This is a genomic window from Pelagimonas varians, assembly GCF_003208435.1.
In the GTDB taxonomy this organism is placed as follows: domain Bacteria; phylum Pseudomonadota; class Alphaproteobacteria; order Rhodobacterales; family Rhodobacteraceae; genus Pelagimonas; species Pelagimonas varians.
In genome coordinates, this window is sequence record NZ_QKMF01000012.1 from 116,105 (window position 1) to 140,441 (window position 24,337).

Genomic DNA, 24,337 nt, shown 5'->3' on the forward strand with positions numbered 1-24,337 from the left:
CATTGGTAACTAAGATTTACCAATTCGATCAATTTGCGAGACTGCCATGCCCGTCATTACCGAAATTGAAGACCTCAAACGCATCTATCGCCGCCGTGTGCCCAAGATGTTTTACGACTATTGCGAATCCGGCAGTTGGAGCGAACAGACGTTCCGCGAAAACAGCTCGGATTTTGACAAGCTCTACCTGCGCCAACGCGTTGCGGTGGATATGGCCGGACGGTCAACCAAAACGCAGATGATCGGTCAGGATGTTTCAATGCCCGTCGCACTGGCCCCGGTCGGGTTGACCGGCATGCAGCATTACGACGGCGAAATAAAAGCCGCGCGTGCTGCCGGTGATTTTGGTGTGCCTTACTGCCTGTCGACCATGTCAATCTGTTCGATCGAGGACGTGGCAGAAAATTCAGACAAACCGTTTTGGATGCAGGTCTACACCCTCAAAGACGATGATTTCATGCAGCGCCTGTTTGACCGCGCCAAAGACGCCAAATGTTCGGCGGCCGTCATCACTGTGGACCTGCAACTGCTGGGTCAACGGCACAAAGACTTGAAAAACGGTCTCTCTGCCCCGCCCAAACTGACACCGCAATCGGTGGCCAATATGATGACCAAGGTTCAATGGGGCCTTGGCATGTTGCAAACAAAGCGGCGCTTTTTCGGCAATATCGTTGGTCATGCACAAGGGGTCGAGGATGCTTCGTCACTGTCATCTTGGACGGCAGAAGCCTTTGATCAATCCCTGAACTGGGACCGCATCCGCGAGTTTCGCAAGATGTGGGACGGCCCGCTGATTATCAAAGGCATCATGGACCCGCGCGATGCGCTGGAGGCTTGCAATGTCGGGGCCGACGCGATCATCGTGTCCAACCACGGCGGGCGGCAACTTGATGGCGCGCTCAGCTCGATCCGGGCGCTTGAGCGCATCATGGATACCGTGGGGGACAAAATCGAGGTGCATCTTGATAGCGGCGTGCGGTCTGGTCAGGACGTGCTGAAAGCCACTGCTATGGGGGCCAAAGGTGTCTGGATCGGCCGGGCCTATGTGTACGGGCTTGGGGCCATGGGTCAGGAAGGTGTGACCAAAGCGCTCGAGGTCATGCACAAGGAATTGGACATGTCGATGGCGCTGACCGGACATACCGATATCAAGAATGTTGACCGTGATATCCTGATGATCCCCAAGGATTTTTCCGATAACTGGAAATAAGCAAGAGGCCGGGCACTGACCCGGCCTTTTGACACAATGACTTACGGACGGTAGCGCGACACCATCGGCACCAATACCAGCGGCACCAGCAGTAACAGCAGCGATATCGCGGTAAAGGACACCGGCAGGCCAAACCATTCCGCCAAAAATCCCATCAACGGCGGGCCCACGAAAAACCCTGCATAACCCAGCACCGCAATCCGCGAAATAGCCAGCGCCTTTTTCTCGGGCGAGACCATCCGGCCAACCCATGCAAATGCCATCGGGGCCACCACAGACACCCCCATGCCAAGCAATCCAAACCCAATATAGGCCACCGCCAAATTGGGGGCCCAAGCCGCAATAGCGGAGCCGATTGCAGCCAGAACCGTGGCCGCGCGGATCACCACCGCTTCGGACCAATAATGCACGATGACCTGCCCGGACAAACGTCCCACAGCCATTGTCATGCCCAAAATCGCAGGCCCAAGCGCCCCTTGTGCGGCACCTGCGCCAAGACCGCGTTCCAAATGCAGGGCAGACCAGCCTTCGGTTGCTTGCTCGGACATAAAGCCCAGCAATACGATCATCCCAGCCGGCAAGAGCAAGGTCCAAGACAGGTTTTTGGGTTCAGGGTCATCGTCACCACGCACCGGATCAGGCACCGGAGCCAAGATCATCTGGACAATCAGAAGCATACAAATCGCGGACAAGGCCGAAAAGATCATCGCCGGCGTCCAACCTGCTTCGCGTCCGAAACCACCCGCAAGCGCAGCCAAGGCATAAAACACAGAGAATATCCCGTGGGCCAGATTCATCAATGGCCGGCCTGAGGTGCCTTCCAAAACAGATATCCGTGCGTTCATCGCCACATCAAGCGAGCCGGAACTGATCGTCGCGGCCATCATCGCAAGGGCAAGGAATGCGCCCGTGTCAGCGTGCCCCGGAAACAAAAACGCCGTCGCCATACACAAAGACAATACCGGCAAAGTCCAACGACCCAGCATTTGCTCGGCCTTTGGCGCGAGCCACATGGCGCAAACCGCGCCTAGCGCCGCAATCAACATCACCATGCCAAATTCACCGTCACTTAACCCCACACGGGATTTAATGACCGGCACCAAAGAGGCAAAGCTGCCCCAGAACAGACCTTCGGCGGCAAATGCGGCCAGTGGTCCGCGAGAGATATAGATATCACGCAACATAGGGCGAGTGGTGACACAGGCACCTGTTAGCGTCCATACACGAAACACAACCAAGCATTTCAGAACTGAAAGCCGCCCGACACAGCTGTATCGGGCGGCTCAAGTTTGTCTATTCGGATGGTGGAAACGGTGTTTCGGCTTACTTAGCGCAGTTGATCCACCACTTCAGTTAAAACTTCACCGGTTGCCCCCGATGGTGGCCGCGTGCCGGTGGCCGAAGCCAAGGTGATGGCCAGATCAATCGTATGCACCCGGCGCGACACCTGCTGCGCTTCGATACCATGACCGGCAAAAAACAAGGGAACAAAAGTGTCATAGCGCCAAGGTGAGCCATGGGTAACCGTCACAGACAGGCCGTCCATATCGCTGATGAAACGTTCAGGCTCAAACACCAGATGGATATCTCCTGACCGGTCAGGATGGTAGTTGTTCAACACAGCCCGCATTAGTGCATTGTCAGGCACGGACCCGTCGCGCAGTCTGGAACTGGGTATGGCATAGGCCACCCCGTCAAAGGCAACCAACTCATCCGCAATCGCCGTTTCAAGCGCGGTTTGATCGATATCAGGTCGGGCTAGAACCTCTTTGGACAAAAACAGGTAGGGGTGATCATATCCTTCGATCAATGCGCCAGTGATACCGAATTTTTCCTTGATACGGTCAACGGCAGGCGCGGTGTCCCATTCGTCCGGCGTCACATATCCAGTCACCATGTTCAGCGATTCCAGATACCCCGGTGCTTCTGGTGCTCCGTGATCCGCCGACAGTACAATCAAAGTGTTGTCCAGCCCAACGGTTTTATCAACATGGGCAAACAGATCAGCCAGCGTCCGGTCCAACTGCAAGAAATTGTCTTCGGCCTCAAGGCTGGATGGACCAAAGAAATGCCCGATGTAATCTGCAACCGAAAAGCTGACGCTGAGGTAGTCCGTTACATCATCTGTGCCAAGGCCTTCGGCATCCAGCAGTGTTTTGGCAAAATCGGCGGTGATCTGGTCCCCAGCAGGACTGAGCGTCAAAAGCGTGGTAAAGTACTTGTCGTCAGTTGTGCTTTGCGGGTGCGGAAAGACGGTGCCAAAGCCTGCGAAATCGGGCTCCCAAGCTTGGTCGTCGGCACCGCCGAACATATACGTGTCGATTGGATTCAATAGCTCCCAATACTTTCCGCTATAGCTGGCAGGCATGCCTTTGGCGTTCCACTGTGTGACCCAGTCCGGATAGTTGTCATAATAATAGGTGCTGGTGACGAATTCACCGACCGCCTTGGAAAACCAAAACGCCTTGCCGGTGTGCCCAGCCATCGACACAGCACCGCGATCCTTGATCGACACGCCAAAAACCTTGGCCTCGCCGCGTGTATGGATCGACAATTCGTCACTATATGTCGATGTCAAAATCCGTGTCGGGGAGCGGCCATCGTTTTGGGCCGCGCGTTGGGTTGGATCGATTTCGGTAGAAGAATCGACATCCGCGCCTTGGGTCAGGATCGCATAGTCAGGGTCTTCGATATTATAAACGGTGCGGCCTTCGTTGCGGTCATACCATAAATTGCCGATCATCCCGTGGGCCGCCGGATTGGCCCCCGTCGCCAGCGTGGTGTGTCCAACAATGGTTTCCGTGTTGGAATGCGTGTGGTGGGCATTGTCGAAATAAACCCCGTTTTCCATCAAATAGCGAAACCCGCCTTCGCCCAACTGCGCACCGAACCGCGCAGGATAATCGCCGCGCAACTGATCAACAGTAATTTGCAAAACCAATTTCGGCCGTTCGCCAGCATAGGTCGCTGTCGCGGAACTGACCGCAGCCAAAAGAGCCAGTCCCGTCATATTCGTTAGATCGCGCATAGAATATCCTGTCTCCGAAAGATCCATTGGCCCTGAAGGTAAGCGTATCGCCCTTTGTAAATCAAGCAAGCGCTAGACCACACGCGGGCCATTCCGAACGGTTTTGCGCGCCTTATCCGGCTTATCCGGCTTCGCCCAACTTGGCAGGGGCGAATCGCCTTGCAAAATGGGCAGTTCCAGTCTACGCGCACAGCTTCAACGCGGGGTGACAGCCTTGGAGGCACCCTGCCCTATCTGATGGAGAATTATTATGGCTAAAGAGATCCCTAATCTCGTAGCTTCGGAACGTACGGGGACAGGCAAGGGCGCCGCTCGTCAGGCACGTCGTGCCGGTCTGGTTCCAGGTGTTGTATTTGGTGGCGAAGCTGAGCCGCTCGCAATCAACCTGCCTTTCAACGTATTGTTGAAAACCCTCAAAGCCGGTCGTTTTAAGTCGACCCTTTGGAACCTTCAGGTTGAAGGCCACGAAGATGTGCGCGTTGTTTGCCGCGACGTTCAGCGCGATGTTGTCAAAGATCTGCCAACACACGTTGATTTCATGCGTTTGAAGCGTACGTCCAAAGTTGCGCTGTTCATTCCAGTTGAATTCATCAACGAAGAAGACGCACCCGGCATCAAAAAAGGTGGCGTTCTGACTGTTGTTCGCCCCGAAGTTGAGCTGGTCGTAACTGCCGGTGACATCCCCGAGAAGCTGGTTGTTGATCTGGCAGGCCGCAATGTTGGTGACGTTATCCACATTTCCGACATCACGCTGCCCGAAGGCTCAAAGCCTACAATCGACCGTGACTTTGTAATCGCGAACGTTTCTGCACCATCCGGTCTGAAATCTTCTGAGAACGAAGACGAAGGCGAAGCAGAAGAAGTTGCTGCCGAAGAATAAGCCGCAACATATGTTGTGCATGAAGCCCTGACCATTTGGTCGGGGCTTTTTTTTGGTCTCGTGACCTTGATGCATCTGCCGCAAACAAAAAAACTGCGGCCCCCAAAGAGAGCCGCAGCCTGTTTACCTAGCTGTCGATCCGATTAGCCGAACTGGGCACCATCCTGCCGCCAAACCGACACAACCGAAGAACGCGGTTTGCCTTCGCCATCGGGCCAGGACCCACCGGGATGCTGAACCCCCACAAAGGCGACCTTTTTATCCGCCGACCAGCACAGACCAGTCACTTCGGCCCCGTTGGGAACGGTCATAAAGCGAATGATTTCACCGCTTTCGGGGTCGCCAACCAACATCTGGTTGTTGCCCATGCCCGCAAAATCGCCTTCGTTCTTGTAGTTGCCATCGGTTTGGATCCACAGCAGGCCGTCAGAAGAAAACGCCATTCCGTCAGGCGAGTTGAACATATTGCCTGCGTTGATGTTGTCAGACCCGCCATAGATGTTGTCATACACCTCGGGGTTGCCGGCCATGACGTACAAGTCCCAAGCAAATCCGTCTGCGGCGTGGTTCTCATCGGCCGGGGTCCAACGCACGATCTGACCATAGTTGTTGGTCTCACGTGGATTGACAGCATTGACGGATGTGTCATCGCCACCAGCGTTCGGTTTAACGCCGCGGTTTTTGTTGTTGGTCAGGGCGCAATATGCCTCAACCTTCAGCGGGTTGGAGGCGACCCACTCAGGACGGTCCATCGTCGTGGCACCAACCTTTGACGCTGCCATGCGGGTAAAGCACAGGATGTCCGCGATCTCCATGCCAGTTGTTTCTGGCGTCAGGGCCAGCCATTCGCCGGTTTGGTCATCGTTGAATTTGGCAGCATACAAGACACCGTCATCCAAAAGACCATCGGTCGCCGCGCCCTGTTCCCATGTGCCATTGGACACATATTTATAAAGGAACTCACCGCGTTCATCGTCCCCCATGTAGACGACAACGCGGCCATCCTTTGCGTGTACCATTTCGGCATTTTCATGTTTGAAACGGCCCAGGGCGGTGCGTTTCACCGGCGTGGATGTTGGATCGCTTGGGTCGATTTCGGTGATAAAGCCATGGCGGTGCGGCTCATTGGGCTCTTTGGAAATGTCATAGCGTTCGTCGAATTTTTCATAGGCGTAGCGGCCACTCCCGCCAATGCCATAACGCGTATAACCCTCGCCGTCCGGCATATCGCCAGTCGCACCAAAGTAGCCGTTAAAGTTTTCTTCGCAGGTCAGATAGGTGTCCCAAAGGGTCTTGCCTGAACCACAGTTGTTCATGGTCCCCTTGACCATCAAGCCTGCCGGATCGGCCTTGGTCTGCACCAAAGCATGCCCCGCAAGCGGACCGGCGATCGCCATCTCTGTTTCATGCGTGATGCGGCGGTTGTAGGCGCTGTCCAGAACCACTTCAAAACCGTTGCCAGTGTCGGCAATTTCCATCACCGTCACACCTTGCAGGTTCTTGAGCAAGACAACTTCGTCAGCGGTCTGCGGCGTCCCCTCTGAAGCGGCGGGCAGGTTGATTTTCGGGTTTACATATTCAGAGTTCACAGTGATCAGCTGCTTGCCGTCGACTTCGAACAGTTCCATGCCGTCCGTGTTTTCACCAAACACTTTGTCGGACATATCAACGGAAACACCGTTTTGCGCATCGTAAGCGTCTTTCGCTTCTGTCCACAACGCATCGCCCCAGCGTACCAGAACCTTGTGGTCGAAACCTTCGGGCACATGTATTTCATAATCGGTTGCGATGTCGATCGGCTTGAAGCCAAACTTCATGTGGCCGTCAGCGCGGGCCGCTGCCGTGCTGCTGAACAACCCTGTGCCAAAGACCGCAGCACCGGACCCAAAGGCCAATGCGCCGCCCAGAAAACCACGGCGCGATACGGCGCGGTCGACCACTTGGTCAAACTGGTTTTCATTGGAACGCGGGTCGCGATGTTCGTCAAAATCATCCCAAGACAGGTCGACCAGAGATTTATCCGCCATTGTATTCGTCCTTGCTGACATTTGGTTAGCTACGCTCCCCGGCGCATTGGTTGCGCGTTTTTGGGGCTCAGGCGGGGTATAGTGCGGAGAATGTATATCCTATGTGTCGGTTTTCTAACGTTTTCACGACATCCGCGAAAAGACAGTGATGGCACACACCCTTTACCTGCCCGCAAACGCTGTCGTATAGCAACGCCACCCCTTAACGGAGACGATCCATGCAGCTTTTTGTCGGCCTTGGAAATCCAGGCAGCAAATATTCCCAAAACCGGCACAATATCGGATTCATGGCCTTGGATCAGATTGCGTCGGATCACGGGTTTTCACCGTGGAAATCCAAGTTTCAGGGCAAACTTTGCGAAGGCACGTTGGGAGGCGAAAAAACCCTGCTGTTGAAACCTGAAACCTTCATGAACCTGTCTGGCCAATCGGTTGGCGAGGCCATGCGCTTTTACAAGCTGGAATCGGCGGATGTAACCGTGTTCCATGATGAGCTGGATCTGGCACCCGGAAAATGTCGTGTCAAAAAGGGCGGCGGTCATGCGGGTCACAATGGGCTGCGCTCTATTCACGGCCACATCACAGAGGCCTATCAACGTGTGCGATTGGGCATCGGCCATCCGGGACGCAAGGAACTGGTTTCGGCCTATGTCTTGCATGACTTTGCCAAGGCTGACGAAGAATGGCTGGATGATCTATTGCGCGGTATCAGCGACGGTGCGGCATCTTTGGCTGCGGGCGATACCGGACGGTTTCAAAATGCCGTAGCGCTGCGGGTGGCCCCGCCCCGGTCATCCACATCGAAACCCGCAAATCCTAAGCCTGCTAAGACAGCAAATTCTAAGCCCGTACAACAGCAGAACCAACCTGCCAAAAAACCCGCAATGCAAAGCAAACCCCAAACAGAGCCGGACACCCGAAACGCTTTGCAAAAACTGGCAGATAAATTTCGCTAACCCTTGCCCCTGCCTGCTGCGCCGCGCACTCTGCGGTGCGGAGGGCACTATGAAAAAATGGATTTTGCGCAGCATTGCGGCTTTGATGCTTGCTGTTGTTGTCATCGGACTATGGAAGCGCGAGGAGCTGGTACGGCTAAACGCTGTGCTCTCACTCTTCTCCGAAGAGAAAATCGTTCACAATTTCAGTCATATGGGCCAGATCTTCCACGCGCGCGATATACCCGTAGAAGGCGAAATTACCCCATTGCCGAACGGCAAAAAAATGACTCTGCCCGCCCAATTCGAAGACTGGTTGGCCGCGCGCTCCGCGACTGGCGCGGTGATCTTGCACAACGGTGCCATTCGATACGAAGCCTATTTCAAAGGCACCCAGCAGTCCGATCCGCGCATTTCATGGTCTCTGGCGAAATCCTACCTTTCCGCCTTGTTCGGTGTGATCGTCGAACAAGGTCATATCCAAAGCCTCGATGATCCGCTGGTCAATTATGTGCCGGAACTCAAAGGCAGCGCCTATGATACTGTCAGCATTCGCAATGTGCTGCAAATGGAGTCAGGTGTAACCTTCGATGAGGAATATCTGGATTTCTGGAGCGACATCAACAAGATGGGACGCGTCCTTGCCTTGGGCGGTTCAATGGACGGGTTTGCTGCCGGGCTACACGAAAGCGAGGCTGTCCCGGGGGACGCGTGGAAATATGTATCAATCGACACCCATATTTTGGGTATGGTTGTGCGCGGGGCGACGGGCCGCACTATTCCCGACCTCATGGCTGAGTTCATCTTGAATCCACTGGGGAGCTTTGCTGCCCCCCAATACCTGACGGACGGGTACGGCGTCGCCTTTGTGCTGGGGGGCTTGAACCTGACCACCCGTGATTACGCCCGCATGGGCGAAATGTTTCGCAACAACGGCTTGTTCCAAGGACAGCAAATTGTGCCTGCAATTTGGGCAACCGAAAGCACCAGCCCATCGGCAAAAACCCAACCCGGAAAGCTACAGTATGGCTATCAATGGTGGATGCCATCTGACGCCGCCCCCGGTGAGTTTTTGGCCCGCGGAATTTACAGCCAATACGTCTATGTCAACAAATCCGCAGGCGTTGTCATTGCGATAAACGCGGCGGACCGCGCCTTTCGCGACGCTGGGGCGACGGACAATAGCATCGCCATGTTTCGTGACATATCCACCCTGCTAAGCGAGGAAAGCCCGTGATCAAACATCCATCTATCAACGTATTGGGGGGGGCCCTTGAAGCATGTTCAACATCCCCTGTGACGGGTTATTTCCGCGACGGACATTGCAACACCTGTACCGAAGATGCTGGCAGCCATACGGTCTGCGCCGTGATGACAGCCGAATTTTTGGCCTATTCCAAATATGTCGGAAATGATCTGTCGACGCCAAGGCCCGAATTCAACTTTCAAGGCTTGAAACCGGGCGATGCGTGGTGCCTGTGCGCTGCACGGTTCCTGCAAGCCCATGACGAAGGCTGCGCGCCGCGCGTCAATCTGGCAGCAACCCACCAAGACGCTTTAACCATCGTACCGCTCGCAGTCTTGAAGGAGCATGACAGGCCATAGCGCACACCGGTTGCGGGGCACAGAAAAAGGGCGGCCCGATAAGATCGGGGCCGCCCTTTTTAATCTGTTTGTCGGCTCAGGTTAATCCTGACCGCTCATGTTGACGCCAAGATGCTTGGCGACAGTAAAGATGTCTTTGTCACCACGCCCACACATGTTCATGATAATAACATGGTCTTTGGGCAGATCCGGCGCAATTTTCACCACATGCGCCAAGGCATGTGAGGGTTCAAGCGCCGGGATAATACCTTCGGTCTCACAGCACAGCTGGAATGCGGACAAGGCTTCTTTGTCGGTGATGGCGACATATTCGGCGCGGCCAATGTCGTTCAACCAAGCATGCTCAGGCCCGATACCTGGATAATCCAAACCGGCAGAGATCGAGAAGCCCTCAAGGATCTGGCCGTCATCATCTTGCAATAGATAGGTGCGGTTGCCATGCAAAACACCGGGGCGTCCGCCCGTCAGCGATGCACAATGCTCCATCTTGTCGTTGACGCCTTTACCGCCAGCCTCAACACCGATGATCTGGACCTCTTTGTCGTCAAGGAAAGGGTAGAACAGGCCCATCGCATTTGACCCACCGCCAATGGCGGCGATCAAGGTGTCAGGCAGACGGCCTTCGGCCTCCATGATCTGTTCTTTGGCTTCTTTACCGATGATCGACTGGAAATCGCGAACCATCGCCGGATAGGGGTGCGGTCCGGCGACTGTGCCGATGCAGTAAAACGTATCGTGCACATTGGTCACCCAATCGCGCAGCGCATCGTTCATCGCGTCTTTTAGCGTACCGCGGCCCGAGGTAACAGGAACCACTTCCGCGCCCAGCAATTTCATCCGGAACACATTCGGGGCCTGACGTTCGACATCATGCGCGCCCATATAGACCACACATTTCAAACCGAACTTGGCACAAACAGTCGCGGTTGCAACACCGTGTTGCCCAGCGCCGGTTTCAGCGATGATCCGTGTTTTTCCCATGCGGCGCGCCAGAATGATCTGGCCAAGCACGTTGTTGATCTTGTGCGCGCCGGTATGATTCAGCTCGTCCCGCTTGAGATAGATCTTTGCGCCGCCCAGCCGTTCGGACAAGCGGTCAGCATGATACAAAGGCGACGGGCGTCCAACGTAATGCTTCCACAAGAAATCCATCTCGTCCCAAAAGCTTTTGTCGGTTTTGGCGTGCTCGTATTCTTCCTCAAGGGCAAGAATAAGCGGCATCAGTGTTTCAGACACGAAACGCCCACCAAAAATACCAAAACGGCCCTTTTCGTCGGGGCCTTTCATGAAGCTATTGACCAAGTCTTCCATTGCGCGTCTCTCCGTGTCGGTCTGACCGTCTCAATAGGGCATTTGGGGCGGAAATGACCAGAGGCAAATCATGATTGCACACCCGCCGACCGTTCAAGGGCAGGATAGCGAAGACCCAAGGTCACACCGCGCGCTACAAATGACACCATCAATGCCGCCCAAAGCCCGTGATTGCCCCAAACCGGGAGCATCAGCGAAACTGCCACGAAAAAAGCTGCGGCAGACAGCACCATCATATTGCGCATGTCACGGGTTCGCGTGGCACCGATAAAGATTCCGTCCAGCATCCAACTGGGCAGCCCCACCAGCGGGGCCAGCGCGATCCATGGCAAAAACGCCCGTGCACCGGCCTGAACGCCGGGGTCTTTGGTTATCATGTCAATGATCGTGCCGCCGCCGAACCAGAACCCCAAGGCAAACCCGAAATTGACAATCAAACCCCAAAGAGAGCTCATCCAAGCGGCGCGGCGCAGTCGGGCGACGGCCCCTGCCCCGAAAGCCTGTCCGACCAAAGCTTCGGCTGCAAAGGCAAATCCGTCCAGCGCATAGGCCACAATGTGCAAGAACTGCATCAAGACCTGGTTCGCTGCCAACATAACCACCCCCAAACCAGCGCTGTAGTAGAACAAGAAGGACAGGAAAATCGCCTCGAGCATCATGGAGCGCAACAAGATATCCGTGTTCACAACCGCCATGCGGCGCAACCGCTGTGCGTCAAAGATGCGCGGCCAATCGCGGGCAGCCTTTTCCCGCAATGCATTGCGGCACAGCCAAAGTCCCAAGGCCAGCCCTGTCCACTCTGCGATAAAACTGGCGATGGCGACGCCTTCGACATCCCAGCCCAAGACGGTCACAAACAACAGGTCCAGGACCACGTTGACGGCTGTCACCCACAATTGCAGCAAAAGAACAGACCGCGCGCGTTCTCGGGCAATCAGCCAGCCAATAATGCCAAACATCGCCACCGCTGCCGGCGCAGACCAGATTCGTATCTGCATGTAACTGCGGGCCATGCCTTCGACCTCGGCGGTGACAGGCGAAGCGTTGAAGGCCAACCCCAACAACGGTTGCAACACTGCAATCAACGCAGCGCCGCCCACAACGCCGATCATCAAAGCACGGGTCAGCAATGCAACCACTTCGGAGCGGTCCCCTGCCCCGACGGCCTGCGCAGTTAAACCCGCCGTGCCCATGCGCAGAAATCCAAAAACCCAATAGAGGGCCGATAAGACAATGGAACCGATGCCCACTGCTGCAATCGGCTCTGCCTTGGGAATTTGCCCAACGACCGCCGTATCAACCACACCAATCAGCGGCACGGCGATATTGGCCATCATTATCGGAATCGCAATCTGTAGGATCCGGCGATGGGTTATAGGATCGGTCGACGACATGGCAGTCCCGAAAAAATAAGGTAGCGGCGATATAAGCCTGCTTAAGCTGGTTGACGCGGCATCAAGAAATGCGCCGTGGCTTGGGCGATCGGGCGGTCGCGGTTGTCCTGCCACGCCTCGGCCTGAACAGAAGCATACCGGCGGCCAGACCGCGTAACACGTGCCCGTGCATAAGCATCCCGAGGCAGACCGGAGCGCAGATAATCAACGGTAAAGTCGATGGTCTTCGGCAATCTCGGGAGCTCTCCGCGCGTCAATGTTTCAGGATCCAACTTGCCCGACTCGATGTCTTCCCAAAGGTAAGACCAACTCAGGGTGATAATCGCCGCCGTTTCCAAGAAGGCCGCAGTCACCCCGCCGTGCAGGGCAGGAAGAAACGGGTTGCCGATCAGCTTTTCGTCAAAGGGCAGAACGGCGGTCAGCTCATCCCCGTGCCGTTCAAATTCAATCCCGAGATAGCGGATATAAGGCACACCGCCAACCAAAGCCGATAGGGCGGCATCACGGCGTTGCTTCACAATCTGGACCGGTTCAGGGGGCTTGCGCGCCATATTATTTTCCCTCCACGGTAAAGGCTCCGGCAGCCGTGGCCACAGGGTTTTCACGATCTTCATCAAATGCCTTGGCCCGAATAAACGCCACATTGCGGGTGATGTGATAGCATTCGGCATGGGCCGTTATCGCCTGCCCCGGTGTGGCAGCGCGCATGTAATCAATCCGCAAGTTGATCGTCGCGGTTCCAGCTGGACTGTCCGGATGGCTCATGACTGCTGCGCCGGAACAGGTGTCCATCAATGTTGATACAGCACCGCCGTGGATCACTCCGGTTTTCGGATCGCCGATCAAGCAGTCATCATAGGGCATTACGATTTCCGCAACCCCGTCCTCAATGGCCGAGACTTTCATGCCCAGCGCCTTGGCATGCGGAATAATTTCAATGAACTGGCGGGCGATTGTAGCCTTATCTGCGGTCATGGATGGCTCCTTTGGGCCATTTATGGGGACCAACCCCCTGTGCTGCAAGCGAATTAACTGGTGGCACCGATGCATTGCGTCACAGGATCTTGTCAGCGCGATTTTAGGGCCTTAGGTTGCCGCCGAGGGAGTTAGCCATGGAAGATATCCGCTTAAGCTTCAAAGAGATGTGTGCCCGCTTTGAGGTCACTCCTAGAACGCTGCGCTATTACGAGTATATCGAACTGTTGTCGCCAGAGCGGCAAGGCCGTTCGCGGTTTTATGGCCCCAAAGAAATCGCCCGGATGATTTTGATCATGCGCGGCCGTAAGTTCGGCTTTCAACTCGAAGACATCCGCCAGTGGCTGTTGATCTATGAAAAAGAGGGCACAGAGGCGCAAATGCGGGCATGGATCGATATGGCCGACGGCCAAATGCGCGAGCTTGAAGAACAGCGCAAACAACTTGACGATGCCATGAATGAGTTGCGCGGCCTGCGCGACGATGTGGCCGCTGATCTCGGCATGTGATTCCAAAATCGGTCCGGGTCCGCCCTGAATCATACCAAAAAATTCAAAGCGCTTTCAAAACAGCCCCCCTTGCGGGTGGGCTGTTAACTGTTTGCTCACTATCCTTAAGGATACTTTAACCAAAGCGCTTTAGAAGAAAGTTTCAAAAACATGCCATTGACGTTGCTTGATCTTACGTCAACCCAGAAGTGACGCGGCGTATGAGTTACGTCAACTATTTTTCCCATTGTATGAATGGGAAAGAATTAGCACCTCAGGGGTATCAAAGCCAACGAGGACGATCTGATGAGCGAAGACAGAGTATTGACGATTAGGGAGATGTGCGACGCGTTTGAGGTGACACCACGCACTTTGCGGTTTTACGAACAGAAAGAATTGCTGTTCCCGATCCGTGAAGGGCAAAAGCGCCTTTTTACACGACGTGACCGTGCACGGCTGAAATTGATCCTGAGGGGCAAGCGCTTTGGCTTTAGTCTCGAAGAGATCCGGCAGCTGCTTGATCTGTATGACATTGGTGATCAACAAGAGAGCCAACTGGAACAAGCTTATGAGATTGCCAAAGACCGTTTGGCCGATATGGTTCGTCAACGCGATGAACTGAATATCGCCATTGAGGAGCTGAAAGAACAGATGATCTGGGGCGAAAAAATGCTCGCCACAGTGCAACACAGGACTAGAGCAGCCGGTTAAGATCCGGCTCATCACTTTTGGGAGAGAGAGATGCCCTCATATACGGCCCCGACAAAGGACCAGCAGTTTGTTTTGCATGACCTGCTGAACATTCATGACGCTAAGATTTCCGGTTACGAAGACCTCGACCGCGACACCACAGCCGCCATTTTGGAAGAATCTGCCAAGATCGCCGAAAATGTGATGGCCCCCCTCAATGTGGTTGGCGATCAGCAAGGCTGTAAACTGGAAAACGGCATCGTACGGACACCGACCGGTTTCAAAGCCGCCTTCGATGAAGTGCGCGCTGGCGGTTGGACTGCTCTCGATTGCGATCCCGAATATGGCGGTCAGGGTCTCCCTTATATTGTCGCGACTGCAGTCGGTGAACAATTCTCCGCTGCCAATATCGCGTTCAATATGTATGCGGGTCTGACGCATGGGGCTTATTCGGCAATCCATGCCCATGGTACGGATGCGCAGAAAGCCACCTACCTTCCCAAAATGGTCAACTGCGACTGGACCGGCACCATGAACCTGACCGAGCCGCACTGCGGCACCGATCTGGGTTTGATGCGCACCAAAGCTGTACCGCAAGACGACGGCACTTATCAGATCAGCGGTCAAAAGATCTTTATTTCCGCTGGTGATCACGATCTTTCGGACAATGTGATCCACCTGGTTTTGGCCAAGATTCCCGGCGGCCCAGAGGGCATCAAGGGTGTGTCGTTGTTTATCGTTCCCAAATACATCGTCAACGAAGACGGTTCGCTGGGGGATCGCAACGGTGTGTCCGTTGGCAAGATTGAAAAGAAAATGGGCATCAACGGCAATGCGACCTGCGTGCTCGATTATGACGAGGCAACCGGATATCTGCTGGGCGATATGCACAAAGGCATGCGAGCCATGTTCACAATGATGAACGAAGCCCGCCTAGGTGTCGGCCTCCAAGGCTTTGCCCAAGCCGAAGTTGCCTATCAAAACGCGGTTGATTACGCCAAGGACCGCCTGCAGGGCCGCGACGTCACCGGAGTGAAAAACCCCGAAGGGCCTGCCGATCCGCTGATTGTACACCCAGATATCCGCCGCAATCTGATGGATCAGAAATCCTTCATCGAAGGTGGACGGGCGTTTATCTACTGGGGCGCGTTTATGTTGGACATGGCCCATCGCAACGACGACAAAGCCACCGAAGGGTTGGTCTCGCTGCTGACACCGGTGATCAAGGGCTATCTGACCGACAAGGGCTTTGATTACGCAATTGCCGCGCAGCAAGTGTATGGCGGTCACGGATATATAGAAGAATGGGGCATGTCGCAGTATGCACGCGACGCCCGCATCACCATGATCTACGAAGGCGCGAACGGTGTTCAGGCACTGGATTTGGTCGGCCGCAAGCTGGCCACCGATGGCGGCAAACATGTCATGGCTTTCTTTGATCTGGTGAAAACCTTCTGCAAGGAAAACGCCGACGACGACGCCATGACTGATTTTACTGGCCCTCTCAAAGAGGCGTCCAAGGATCTTCAGGCAGCTGGCATGTACTTTATGCAAAACGGCATGAAGAACCCAAACAATGCGCTCTCAGGCTCGTATGACTTCATGCATATGTTTGGTTTGGTGTGCCTTGGCCTGATGTGGGGCCGCATGGCAAAGGCCGCGACCGAAAAGCTGGCAGAAGGCGCAGAGGACGCAGCGTTCTACGAGACGAAGCTGGCAACAGCGCGCTACTATATGGCACGTCAACTGCCAATGACCGTAACGCATTTGCGCCGGATCGAAAGCGGCGGCGACACTGTGATGGCTCTGGACGCCGAACAGTTCTGATATCTGTGATGGCGGGACCTGTTCCCGCCACGCATGCCACCGGACTTGGGAGAACCGGAATGAGCAATCTATTGGAAATCCGGCTTCATTCGGGCTTTGCCCCAGTGGCAACCATTGGATATTGCCCATTAGGTGCTTTTGCGTCCCAAGGCTTAGTGGCGGATTGGCCCTTGCTCGGTAGGGAAAACTGCTGACATGCCAAGACGCTTTCGCCTGACAAGACGCTTTCCTGTCGCAATGACCGAAGATGGCTATCGCGGCCTGAAAACATTCGCCCGAAACGCAGGTTTGGATGAGGGCGAGGCCCTGTCCTTCTTGTTCGAACATTTCGACAGTGTGACGGATTCCGACGTGCTGTACGCAAAACTTCGCCAATTCAATTCCGAGCTCGATGCTCGTAAAAAGTAAGAAAGAGGTCACCCCATGAGCTGGATGACACAAGAGCATCAAATGCTGGCCGAGATGACGTCAAAGTTCATCGAAACCGAATGGATGCCGCTTTATGACAAGTGGCGCAAACAGGGCCAGATGGACCCCGAAATTTGGCAACAAGCGGGTGCGCTCGGTCTGCTCGGCCCGTCCATTCCCGAAGAATACGGCGGCGCAGGCGGTGATTTCGGCCACGAAGCCGTGATCTTGATGGAAGCAAACCGCGCCAATTTGGCAAGCTGGGGCGTTGGCATTCATTCAGGAATCGTCGCACATTACGTGCTTGCGTATGGAACCGAAGACCAAAAGCAGCGCTGGCTGCCCAAACTAGTATCGGGCGAAATGGTTGGCGCTTTGGCCATGACGGAACCTTCAACCGGCTCGGACGTGCAAGCGATCAAAACCCGAGCTGTAAAAGACGGCAACGCCTACAAAATGTCTGGCCAAAAAACCTTTATCACCAATGGTCAGCATGCAAACCTGATCATCGTCGCAGCAAAAACAGATCCCACCCAAGGGTCCAAAGGGATCTCCTTGATGGTGGTTGAAACCGAGGGAGCAGCCGGTTTTCAACGCGGCCGCAACTTGGAAAAGATCGGCTGTCACGCGGCTGATACCTCCGAACTGTTCTTTGATAACGTGGAAATTGCGCCTGAGAATCTTTTGGGCGGAGTGGAAAATCAGGGCTTTTATCAATTGATGCAGCAACTCCCCCAAGAACGCATGGTTATCGCCTGCATGTCGATGGGGGCCATGGAGGGGGCGGTCGAACGCACAGTGGCGTATTGCAAAGAACGCGAAGCCTTTGGTGGGCCCCTCACCCAGTTTCAAAACACTCGCTTCAAACTGGCGGAGTGTGTGACCAAAACCAAAGTATGCCGCGCCTTTCTGGACGAATGCATGGTGGAGTTGATGGCCGGAAAGCTGACTGTCGATAAGGCGGCGATGGCGAAGTACTGGCTGACCGACGCACAAGGTGAGGTGCTGGATGAATGCCTGCAACTCCACGGTGGCTATGGCTACATGCAAGAATACGCGGTTGGTGAAATGTGGGCAGATGCGCGGGTGCAGCGTATTTACGGCGGCACCAATGAGATCATGAAAGAACTGATTGCGAGGGCGCTTTGAGTTTTTCACTGAACGGTCAAGCTTTGCGGATAGAACTGGGGGTTTCACACCCCCAGACCCCCGTGGAGTTTATCTGGCAAGATGAAAACGAACCGCACATCGAGCCCGGCAGCTGGGCAGCAGTCGGTCCGCTTCGCCTCCGGTCCCGACCGCCAAGCGGAACGCAGGGCCAGCGGCGAAGCTTCACCTTGCACACGGCTCAGCTCTCCAGCCTGCCGCGCAGGAACGTTATAGCAACATCAGGCTTAACAAAGACTGAATTCGGCATGGCTTCATCTTGCCAAATCAACTCTGCAGGGGTGCGGGGATGCAAAATCCCCGCCGCTATCAACTATTCGGATACAACTCGAGGACGCGCGCCATGACTATGAAACTTTACTGCTTTGGAGAAAGTGGCAACGCCTACAAAGCCGCACTGGCTCTGCAGTTGTCTGGTTTGGACTGGGAACCGGTGAAAGTTGATTTCTTTAACGGTGCAACTCGCACAGCAGATTATCGCACAGACGTAAACGAAATGGGCGAAGTGCCTGTGCTTGTGGACGGAGATACACGGTTAACGCAATCTGGTGTCATCCAGATGTACGTCAGCGAAAAGTCCGGAAAATTTGGCGGCGAGAGCGCTGAAGAAGCCCGCGAGGTCATGCGCTGGGTGTTTTGGGACAATCACAAACTGTCGTCCCAAGCAGGCATGACGCGTTTTTTGATGAATTTCCTCCCAGAAGACAAACGCCCTGCCGCAGTGATCGGATTTATGCAGGGGCGTTTGACCGCAGCCTATGGCATCTTGAATGACCATCTGAAGGGACGCGACTGGATTGTCGGCAAGGGCATCACCAACGCCGACATCAGCTGCTGCGGCTACCTATTTTATCCAGAGCCCTACGGTTTCAACCGTGCGGACTGGCCCGAAATTGACCGTTGGCTTTCGAACATCGAAGCGTTGGACGGTTGGAAACATCCCTATGATTTGATGCCCGGCTCGCCTGCGGACCGTGTTTGACCAAGGAAGACAAGAATGACCGAAGCATATATCTATGACGCCGCCCGCACCCCACGTGGCAAGGGCCGCAAAGATGGCAGCCTGCACGAAGTGACCAGCCTGCGCCTTTCCGCGCAAATGCTCAACGCCATGAAAAACCGCAACAACCTTGAGGGTCATGCCGTTGAGGATGTGATTTGGGGCAATGTCACGCAGGTCATGGAACAGGGCGGCTGTCTGGCGCGCTCTGCTGTCCTGGCCTCTGATCTTGATCAATCGATCCCGGGCTTGGCAATCAACCGGTTTTGCGCTTCTGGCATGGAAGCCGTGAACCTTGCTGCGAACCAAGTCAAAGGCGGCGCAGGCGATGCCTATATTGCGGGCGGCGTAGAGATGATGGGACGCGTTCCGATGGGCAGCGACGGCGCAGCAATTGCCGTTGATCCAAGTCTTGCCATGGACAGCTATTTCGTACCACAGGGCATTTCTGCAGACATCATCGCCACCGAATACGGCTTCACCCGCGACGATGCCGACAAACTGGCGGTAGAATCCCAAAAGCGCGCAGCCGCCGCATGGGCAGACAACCGCTTTGATGGCTCGATTGTTCCGGTCATCGACCAAAACGGTCTGACTATTTTGGCCAACGACGAATACATGCGGCCCGGAACCGATATGCAATCGCTGGGTGGTTTGAACCCTGCGTTCCAGCAGATGGGCGAAATGATGCCCGGTTTCGACAAAATTGCCCTGATGAAATACCCGCATCTTGAGCGGATCAACCATATACACCACGCTGGCAACAGTTCTGGTATTGTAGATGGTGCCGCAGCAGTTTTGATTGGCAACAAGGAATTTGGCGAAAAGCATGGCCTTAAACCACGTGCCCGAATTCGCGGCACTGCCAAAATAGGCACCGATCCGACCATTATGTTGACCGGCCCAGTCCCCGTTACGCAAAAAATCCTTGCCGACAATGGAATGACCATCAACGATATAGACCTGTTCGAAGTCAACGAAGCCTTTGCCTCGGTTGTTTTGCGCTTCATGCAGGCCTTTGATGTCGACGACAGCAAGGTCAACGTAAACGGCGGGTCGATTGCTATGGGGCACCCTTTAGGGGCCACCGGTGCGATTATCATCGGCACTCTGCTGGATGAGCTTGAGCGCAGCGGAAAAGGTGTCGGCCTTGCCACGCTTTGCATTGCATCCGGTATGGGCGCAGCCACAATTATTGAACGCGTCTGAGGTCACAATGTTGCACCCATCCGCCATGACCTTGTACCAAAGCCGGCTTGATCCCATGACAGATGCGATCATGGCAGGTGACGTCGCGGGGTTTTTGGATGGGCTGCATCTGCCCCATATGCTGCGCACTTTGGATTCAGAAGTTTTGTTCGAAACAGAACAGGATTTGCGTCAGGGGGCGGGGTACTACCTTAACGCGCTCCAAGCGCTCGGCATCACGCGTTTGGAACGGACTTGTGAAAGTGCGATCTACAAAAGCGCTACGGAAATCGAAGGCTACAATTCGGTCCGCGCCTATTCCGGCAACACCCCCGCGATCATGCCCTTTTTAGCCCGTATGCGGCTGGAGCTCCGAGATGGGGAGTGGCGGATCAGCGAAACGGATATGGCAGTACTTCGCAGCAAGTGGAGCGTACTCCCTCAAATCGAGGGGCAAGTCCCTTCCCCGGACAAGGCCCCAAAAGATGAGGCTGATTTCAATCTGGCGTGTTTTCAGGTTTTGCTGAACTGGCTATCGCAAGCGGCGTTGAGCAAGAATTTCGACGCTTGGGCCAGTGCTTGCGCCACTCCGTTAACTGTCACGGGGGCCATGGGCACAGTTGTCCACGAAACCCTAGCGGACCTGCGCAACGAATTCGATTTGTTTGTCTCAGCCTTTAAGGTTCATCATGTGACCGATATCGTCCGCACTGCTTTGGCAGTACGAACCGAAGGCGAAACCCGCATGGTTGGCACATGCCGCACCTATTTGGTGAGCCAAGCCAATATGGTGGTCGACCCCTATGTCAGCCAGGTGGTGTTTGAAAGACCTGAAGACGGGTTTTGGAAACTTGTACGGTTGGAGAACGCCATCGGCCACAAAAACTGGCGCTCAAACGGAGACCTCCCACGTGATTGATCCGCCCACACCGCCCTTCCGACCGGCTGTTAGAAATTCCAAGCTGATTGCGCTGCATGCGACTCTGTTGCGCCGCGACAATATCCTGCTCCAGTTCAAAAGGTTTCCCGATGCCCAAAATTGATTTGTCAGCCATCCCGGCCCGCACCGGATCATCCTACCCCGCCCAATACCAAGGGCAAATGGAGGGGCGCAGTCAAAAACGTTTGGGCGACGCAGCCGGTTTGACCCAATTCGGCGTTAACCAGGTGCGGCTCGCGCCTGGAGCGCTGTCTTCGCTGCGCCATTGGCATGAACAGCAAGACGAATTTTTGATCGTAACCGAGGGCGATTTGGTTTTGATCGACGACACGGGGGAAACGGCGCTTGCGGTTGGCGATTGCTGCGCCTTTCCGGCAGGTGACGAGAATGGCCACCATATTGCCAACAAATCGGAAAATGATGGGGTGTTCGTCGTTATGGGCACCCGGACACCGACAGAAACCGGTTGGTATTCCGACATCGACATGAAGGTCGAAGTCGCGGATGGCCAAATGGCTTTTTTGCGCAAAGACGGTTCTGTCATGGGGGATAAATGACCTTTGACGAGACAGAATTCGACGCCTTTCTGGAGGATATCACCGAGCCCTTCCTAACCGCTGACATCACGCAGTGGGCCGCGCGCATGCGTCTGCCCTTTACGCTGATTACCCAAACGGGGCCGGTGACCCTGCGAACCCCGCAAGAGGTCAAGGCAAACTTTGAGCATTATCTTCTGGCGATGAAGGCCATGCAGGCAAATCTGATCGTCCGCGAAAAAATTGGCTTTGAGCCGTGCGAAGACGGCACGGTTATAGCCACATATCGCAGTAATTTTCTGAGGAACGGGGTACGCATACGCGATCCTTATACAGCCTCAGCCCTACTCCACTTCGACGACGGCCAATGGCGCATGTCATCGATATTGAACGCGCTGGGACATCACCTATGGACCGGCAAACACCCAAATCTATCGGGAGAAGAAGAATAGTGACCGATTTCACCATGGAAAAAGGCGCCGACGGCGTCGCAGTCATCACTTGGGACGTCAAAGAGAAATCAATGAACGTCCTCAGCCTTGAAGCTCTGGAAGCACTGAACGCTCAGGTAGATGACGCATTGGCCGACGATGCGGTCAAAGGCATTGTTATCACCTCAGGCAAAGACAGCTTTGCGGGTGGCATGGACCTGAACGTCATCGCCAAGATGAAGGAAATGGCTGGTGACAGCCCCGAAAAAGGTCTGTTTGACGGCATCATGCACATGCACTCTGTGCTGCGCAAAATCGAACGCGCAGGTATGGACCCAAAGACCAATAAGGGCGGGAAACCGATTGCTGCCGCCCTACCCGGTACCGCGCTTGGCATTGGTCTGGAAATCCCGCTTTCGACACACCGCATCTTTGCGGCTGATAACCCCAAGGCCAAAATCGGCCTGCCCGAAGTCATGGTCGGCATCTTCCCGGGCGCAGGCGGCACCACTCGCCTGTCCCGCAAGCTGGGCGCCATGGGGGCGTCGCCTTTCTTGCTCGAAGGTCGACTATCTGACCCCAAGAAAGCCAAAGCAGCGGGCCTGATTGACGAGGTTGTCGCCGACCCGCTGACCGCCGCCAAAGACTGGGTTTTGAATGCCAAAGATGGGGATATTCTAAAGCCTTGGGATGCAAAGGGATATAAAATGCCCGGCGGTGCCCCCTACCATCCAGCCGGTTTCATGACCTTTGTCGGGGCATCCGCCATGGTCAACGGCAAAACCCAAGGCGTTTATCCTGCCGCCAAGGCGATGTTGTCAGCCGTATACGAAGGCGCAATGGTGCCTTTTGATACGGCTCTCAAAATCGAGGCACGTTGGTTTGTTAACGTGCTGATGAACCCCAGCTCGGCCAATATGATCCGGTCACTGTTCATCAATAAAGAAGCGCTTGATAAAGGGGCCGTGCGTCCGGCTGGCGTTCCCGATCAATCAGTCAAGAAAGTTGGCGTTTTGGGCGCGGGCATGATGGGCGCAGGCATTTCGCTGGTCTCTGCACAAGCCGGGATCGAAGTTGTGTTGATCGACCAAAGCCAGGAAGCGGCTGATCGTGGCAAGGCCTATACAGAAACCTATGCGGACAAGGGCATCAAGCGTGGTAAATCCACGCCTGAAAAGAAAGAAGCCCTGTTGTCGCGCATCACTGCCACCACAGATTTGGAGGCGCTCAAGGGCTGCGATCTAATCATCGAAGCAGTGTTCGAAGACATGGCGGTCAAGGCAGAGATGACCAAAAAAGTCGAAGCAATAATCGACGAGGATTGCATCTTTGCGACCAACACATCGACCTTGCCAATCACCGATCTGGCCAAAGCGTCCAGCCGGTCCGAGCAATTTATCGGCATCCACTTCTTCTCACCCGTTGAGAAAATGATGCTGGTCGAGATCATCAAAGGCAAAGAAACAGGTGATCGTGCGGTGGCCAAGTCACTCGATTATGTCCGCCAGATCCGCAAGACCCCGATTGTTGTGAATGACGCCCGGTTCTTCTACGCCAACCGCTGCATTATCCCTTACCTCAACGAAGGTATTCGCATGGTAACCGAAGGCGTCGCACCGGCACTGATCGAAAACGCCGCCAAGATGGTCGGTATGCCGCTGGGTCCATTGCAACTGACTGATGAAACCTCGATCGATTTGGGCGTCAAAATCGCAAAGGCAACCAAGGCCGCAATGGGCGACGACTATGATGACGCCTGCGACGAGATTTTGTTCTGGTTGGCCGACGCTGGCCGCCTTGGCCGCAAGGCAAATGGCGGGTTCTATGCCTATGATGACAAGGGCAAACGACAAGGGCTGTGGGCTGAGCTGGCCGACAAATATCCTCCGTTAGCGGATCAAACAGACCTGATTGAGGTCCAGCACCGTTTGCTTTTTGCACAAGTTCTCGAAGCCGTGCGCGCATTGGAAGAAAACGTCCTGATGGATATTCGCGAAGGCGACGTGGGGGCCATTTTAGGCTGGGGATTTGCGCCTTGGTCTGGCGGCCCACTCAGCTGGCTAGACATGATCGGGGCGGAATATGCGGCCGAACGGTGTGACCAGCTTCAGGCCGCCTACGGTAACCGTTTTGAATGTCCGGCACTGCTGCGTGACATGGCTAAAAAGGGCCAAAGCTTTTACGGCCGGTTTGGCGGAGACCAAAAAGCCGCTTAAAGGCAAAACTCTTCTGCCACAAAGTGGCTGGATCTAGGGGCGGGCCATAATTGGCCTGCCCTTTTTGAATTTGACGACCGG

The 24,337-nt window shown here is 55.0% G+C and carries 23 protein-coding genes; 16 read left to right on the plus strand and 7 right to left on the minus strand.

What is annotated here, in order from left to right:
• The first annotated feature begins 46 nt into the window (after positions 1-46).
• Complete coding sequence (locus C8N36_RS15850) at positions 47-1,210, plus strand: alpha-hydroxy acid oxidase (protein ID WP_097805795.1); 1,164 nt, start codon at positions 47-49, stop codon at positions 1,208-1,210.
• A 41-nt stretch (positions 1,211-1,251) separates the two neighbouring features.
• Here C8N36_RS15850 and C8N36_RS15855 read toward each other — a convergent pair whose 3' ends face one another.
• Together C8N36_RS15855 and C8N36_RS15860 are read right to left on the minus strand one after the other, a co-directional pair.
• On the minus strand, positions 1,252-2,394 hold the full coding sequence (locus C8N36_RS15855) for an MFS transporter (RefSeq protein ID WP_097805796.1): 1,143 nt from the start codon (positions 2,392-2,394) through the stop codon (positions 1,252-1,254).
• 143 nt (positions 2,395-2,537) lie between these two features.
• Positions 2,538-4,238 carry an alkaline phosphatase family protein gene (locus C8N36_RS15860; protein ID WP_097805797.1) on the minus strand — a complete coding sequence of 567 codons (1,701 nt, stop codon included), beginning with the start codon at positions 4,236-4,238 and terminating at the stop codon, positions 2,538-2,540.
• A gap of 250 nt (positions 4,239-4,488) precedes the next feature.
• On the opposite strand from C8N36_RS15860, the gene C8N36_RS15865 reads away from it, so the two are divergent.
• A complete protein-coding gene (locus C8N36_RS15865; RefSeq protein WP_097805798.1) occupies positions 4,489-5,118 on the plus strand; it encodes a 50S ribosomal protein L25/general stress protein Ctc in 630 nt (209 codons plus the stop codon).
• A gap of 143 nt (positions 5,119-5,261) precedes the next feature.
• Here the strand turns inward: C8N36_RS15865 and C8N36_RS15870 are convergent, their stop codons facing one another.
• Positions 5,262-7,145: a PhoX family protein gene (locus tag C8N36_RS15870; protein ID WP_097805799.1), complete on the minus strand. Its 1,884-nt coding sequence runs from the start codon at positions 7,143-7,145 to the stop codon at positions 5,262-5,264.
• Between the two features lie 218 nt (positions 7,146-7,363).
• On the opposite strand from C8N36_RS15870, the gene pth reads away from it, so the two are divergent.
• Genes pth through C8N36_RS15885 form a run of 3 tightly spaced genes read left to right on the plus strand, consistent with a single transcriptional unit; the run spans position 7,364 to position 9,685 of the window.
• Complete coding sequence (pth, locus tag C8N36_RS15875) at positions 7,364-8,101, plus strand: aminoacyl-tRNA hydrolase (RefSeq protein WP_097805800.1); 738 nt, start codon at positions 7,364-7,366, stop codon at positions 8,099-8,101.
• 49 nt (positions 8,102-8,150) lie between these two features.
• A complete protein-coding gene (locus tag C8N36_RS15880) occupies positions 8,151-9,317 on the plus strand; it encodes a serine hydrolase domain-containing protein (protein WP_245910863.1) in 1,167 nt (388 codons plus the stop codon).
• Complete coding sequence (locus C8N36_RS15885) at positions 9,314-9,685, plus strand: DUF2237 family protein (protein WP_097805801.1); 372 nt, start codon at positions 9,314-9,316, stop codon at positions 9,683-9,685. Before C8N36_RS15880 ends, C8N36_RS15885 begins: the two co-directional genes overlap by 4 nt.
• Before the next feature lie 81 nt (positions 9,686-9,766).
• On the opposite strand, the gene trpB is transcribed toward C8N36_RS15885, so the two are convergent.
• From trpB to C8N36_RS15905, 4 genes are all read right to left on the minus strand, one after another.
• Positions 9,767-10,996 (minus strand): tryptophan synthase subunit beta, encoded by a 1,230-nt coding sequence (trpB, locus tag C8N36_RS15890; protein WP_097805802.1) that lies wholly within the window; start codon positions 10,994-10,996, stop codon positions 9,767-9,769.
• Positions 10,997-11,064: 68 nt separating this feature from the next.
• Complete coding sequence (locus C8N36_RS15895; protein ID WP_097805803.1) at positions 11,065-12,390, minus strand: MATE family efflux transporter; 1,326 nt, start codon at positions 12,388-12,390, stop codon at positions 11,065-11,067.
• A gap of 41 nt (positions 12,391-12,431) precedes the next feature.
• The gene (locus C8N36_RS15900) at positions 12,432-12,941 is read right to left on the minus strand and encodes a PaaI family thioesterase (RefSeq protein WP_097805804.1); all 510 of its coding nucleotides are present in this window, start codon (positions 12,939-12,941) and stop codon (positions 12,432-12,434) included.
• A gap of 1 nt (position 12,942) precedes the next feature.
• Positions 12,943-13,365, minus strand: coding sequence for a PaaI family thioesterase (locus C8N36_RS15905; protein ID WP_097805805.1), 423 nt, complete (start codon positions 13,363-13,365; stop codon positions 12,943-12,945).
• A 137-nt stretch (positions 13,366-13,502) separates the two neighbouring features.
• On the opposite strand from C8N36_RS15905, the gene C8N36_RS15910 reads away from it, so the two are divergent.
• The 11 genes from C8N36_RS15910 (at position 13,503) to C8N36_RS15960 (ending at position 24,256) form a co-directional block, all read left to right on the plus strand.
• On the plus strand, positions 13,503-13,874 hold the full coding sequence (locus C8N36_RS15910) for a MerR family transcriptional regulator (protein WP_097805806.1): 372 nt from the start codon (positions 13,503-13,505) through the stop codon (positions 13,872-13,874).
• Between the two features lie 285 nt (positions 13,875-14,159).
• Positions 14,160-14,564 (plus strand): MerR family transcriptional regulator, encoded by a 405-nt coding sequence (locus C8N36_RS15915; protein ID WP_097805807.1) that lies wholly within the window; start codon positions 14,160-14,162, stop codon positions 14,562-14,564.
• A 30-nt stretch (positions 14,565-14,594) separates the two neighbouring features.
• Positions 14,595-16,370: an acyl-CoA dehydrogenase C-terminal domain-containing protein gene (locus C8N36_RS15920; RefSeq protein ID WP_097805808.1), complete on the plus strand. Its 1,776-nt coding sequence runs from the start codon at positions 14,595-14,597 to the stop codon at positions 16,368-16,370.
• Positions 16,371-16,565: 195 nt separating this feature from the next.
• Complete coding sequence (locus tag C8N36_RS15925) at positions 16,566-16,778, plus strand: hypothetical protein (protein ID WP_097805809.1); 213 nt, start codon at positions 16,566-16,568, stop codon at positions 16,776-16,778.
• 15 nt (positions 16,779-16,793) lie between these two features.
• Positions 16,794-17,927, plus strand: a complete 1,134-nt coding sequence (locus tag C8N36_RS15930; protein ID WP_097805810.1) for an acyl-CoA dehydrogenase family protein — start codon at positions 16,794-16,796, stop codon at positions 17,925-17,927.
• A gap of 361 nt (positions 17,928-18,288) precedes the next feature.
• Positions 18,289-18,927: a glutathione S-transferase family protein gene (locus tag C8N36_RS15935; protein ID WP_097805811.1), complete on the plus strand. Its 639-nt coding sequence runs from the start codon at positions 18,289-18,291 to the stop codon at positions 18,925-18,927.
• Between the two features lie 15 nt (positions 18,928-18,942).
• Positions 18,943-20,154 carry an acetyl-CoA C-acetyltransferase gene (locus C8N36_RS15940; protein ID WP_097805812.1) on the plus strand — a complete coding sequence of 404 codons (1,212 nt, stop codon included), beginning with the start codon at positions 18,943-18,945 and terminating at the stop codon, positions 20,152-20,154.
• A 7-nt stretch (positions 20,155-20,161) separates the two neighbouring features.
• Positions 20,162-21,052, plus strand: coding sequence for a hypothetical protein (locus C8N36_RS15945; RefSeq protein ID WP_097805813.1), 891 nt, complete (start codon positions 20,162-20,164; stop codon positions 21,050-21,052).
• A 110-nt stretch (positions 21,053-21,162) separates the two neighbouring features.
• Positions 21,163-21,630, plus strand: a complete 468-nt coding sequence (locus tag C8N36_RS15950) for a cupin domain-containing protein (protein ID WP_097805814.1) — start codon at positions 21,163-21,165, stop codon at positions 21,628-21,630.
• Positions 21,627-22,061, plus strand: coding sequence for a hypothetical protein (locus C8N36_RS15955; RefSeq protein ID WP_097805815.1), 435 nt, complete (start codon positions 21,627-21,629; stop codon positions 22,059-22,061). The genes C8N36_RS15950 and C8N36_RS15955 overlap by 4 nt, the downstream gene beginning before the upstream one ends.
• Positions 22,061-24,256: a 3-hydroxyacyl-CoA dehydrogenase NAD-binding domain-containing protein gene (locus tag C8N36_RS15960; protein WP_097805816.1), complete on the plus strand. Its 2,196-nt coding sequence runs from the start codon at positions 22,061-22,063 to the stop codon at positions 24,254-24,256. Before C8N36_RS15955 ends, C8N36_RS15960 begins: the two co-directional genes overlap by 1 nt.
• Positions 24,257-24,337 lie beyond the last annotated feature (81 nt).

What these genes read in the sequence shown, in the direction of transcription:
- C8N36_RS15850 (WP_097805795.1), top strand. Translation starts at nt 47, where the DNA reads ATGCCCGTCATTACCGAAATTGAAGACCTCAAACGCATCTATCGCCGC.
- C8N36_RS15855 (WP_097805796.1), bottom strand. Translation starts at nt 2,394, where the DNA reads ATGTTGCGTGATATCTATATCTCTCGCGGACCACTGGCCGCATTTGCC.
- C8N36_RS15860 (WP_097805797.1), bottom strand. Translation starts at nt 4,238, where the DNA reads ATGCGCGATCTAACGAATATGACGGGACTGGCTCTTTTGGCTGCGGTC.
- C8N36_RS15865 (WP_097805798.1), top strand. Translation starts at nt 4,489, where the DNA reads ATGGCTAAAGAGATCCCTAATCTCGTAGCTTCGGAACGTACGGGGACA.
- C8N36_RS15870 (WP_097805799.1), bottom strand. Translation starts at nt 7,145, where the DNA reads ATGGCGGATAAATCTCTGGTCGACCTGTCTTGGGATGATTTTGACGAA.
- pth (WP_097805800.1), top strand. Translation starts at nt 7,364, where the DNA reads ATGCAGCTTTTTGTCGGCCTTGGAAATCCAGGCAGCAAATATTCCCAA.
- C8N36_RS15880 (WP_245910863.1), top strand. Translation starts at nt 8,151, where the DNA reads ATGAAAAAATGGATTTTGCGCAGCATTGCGGCTTTGATGCTTGCTGTT.
- trpB (WP_097805802.1), bottom strand. Translation starts at nt 10,996, where the DNA reads ATGGAAGACTTGGTCAATAGCTTCATGAAAGGCCCCGACGAAAAGGGC.
- C8N36_RS15895 (WP_097805803.1), bottom strand. Translation starts at nt 12,390, where the DNA reads ATGTCGTCGACCGATCCTATAACCCATCGCCGGATCCTACAGATTGCG.
- C8N36_RS15900 (WP_097805804.1), bottom strand. Translation starts at nt 12,941, where the DNA reads ATGGCGCGCAAGCCCCCTGAACCGGTCCAGATTGTGAAGCAACGCCGT.
- C8N36_RS15905 (WP_097805805.1), bottom strand. Translation starts at nt 13,365, where the DNA reads ATGACCGCAGATAAGGCTACAATCGCCCGCCAGTTCATTGAAATTATT.
- C8N36_RS15910 (WP_097805806.1), top strand. Translation starts at nt 13,503, where the DNA reads ATGGAAGATATCCGCTTAAGCTTCAAAGAGATGTGTGCCCGCTTTGAG.
- C8N36_RS15915 (WP_097805807.1), top strand. Translation starts at nt 14,160, where the DNA reads ATGAGCGAAGACAGAGTATTGACGATTAGGGAGATGTGCGACGCGTTT.
- C8N36_RS15920 (WP_097805808.1), top strand. Translation starts at nt 14,595, where the DNA reads ATGCCCTCATATACGGCCCCGACAAAGGACCAGCAGTTTGTTTTGCAT.
- C8N36_RS15925 (WP_097805809.1), top strand. Translation starts at nt 16,566, where the DNA reads ATGCCAAGACGCTTTCGCCTGACAAGACGCTTTCCTGTCGCAATGACC.
- C8N36_RS15930 (WP_097805810.1), top strand. Translation starts at nt 16,794, where the DNA reads ATGAGCTGGATGACACAAGAGCATCAAATGCTGGCCGAGATGACGTCA.
- C8N36_RS15935 (WP_097805811.1), top strand. Translation starts at nt 18,289, where the DNA reads ATGACTATGAAACTTTACTGCTTTGGAGAAAGTGGCAACGCCTACAAA.
- C8N36_RS15940 (WP_097805812.1), top strand. Translation starts at nt 18,943, where the DNA reads ATGACCGAAGCATATATCTATGACGCCGCCCGCACCCCACGTGGCAAG.
- C8N36_RS15945 (WP_097805813.1), top strand. Translation starts at nt 20,162, where the DNA reads ATGTTGCACCCATCCGCCATGACCTTGTACCAAAGCCGGCTTGATCCC.
- C8N36_RS15950 (WP_097805814.1), top strand. Translation starts at nt 21,163, where the DNA reads ATGCCCAAAATTGATTTGTCAGCCATCCCGGCCCGCACCGGATCATCC.
- C8N36_RS15955 (WP_097805815.1), top strand. Translation starts at nt 21,627, where the DNA reads ATGACCTTTGACGAGACAGAATTCGACGCCTTTCTGGAGGATATCACC.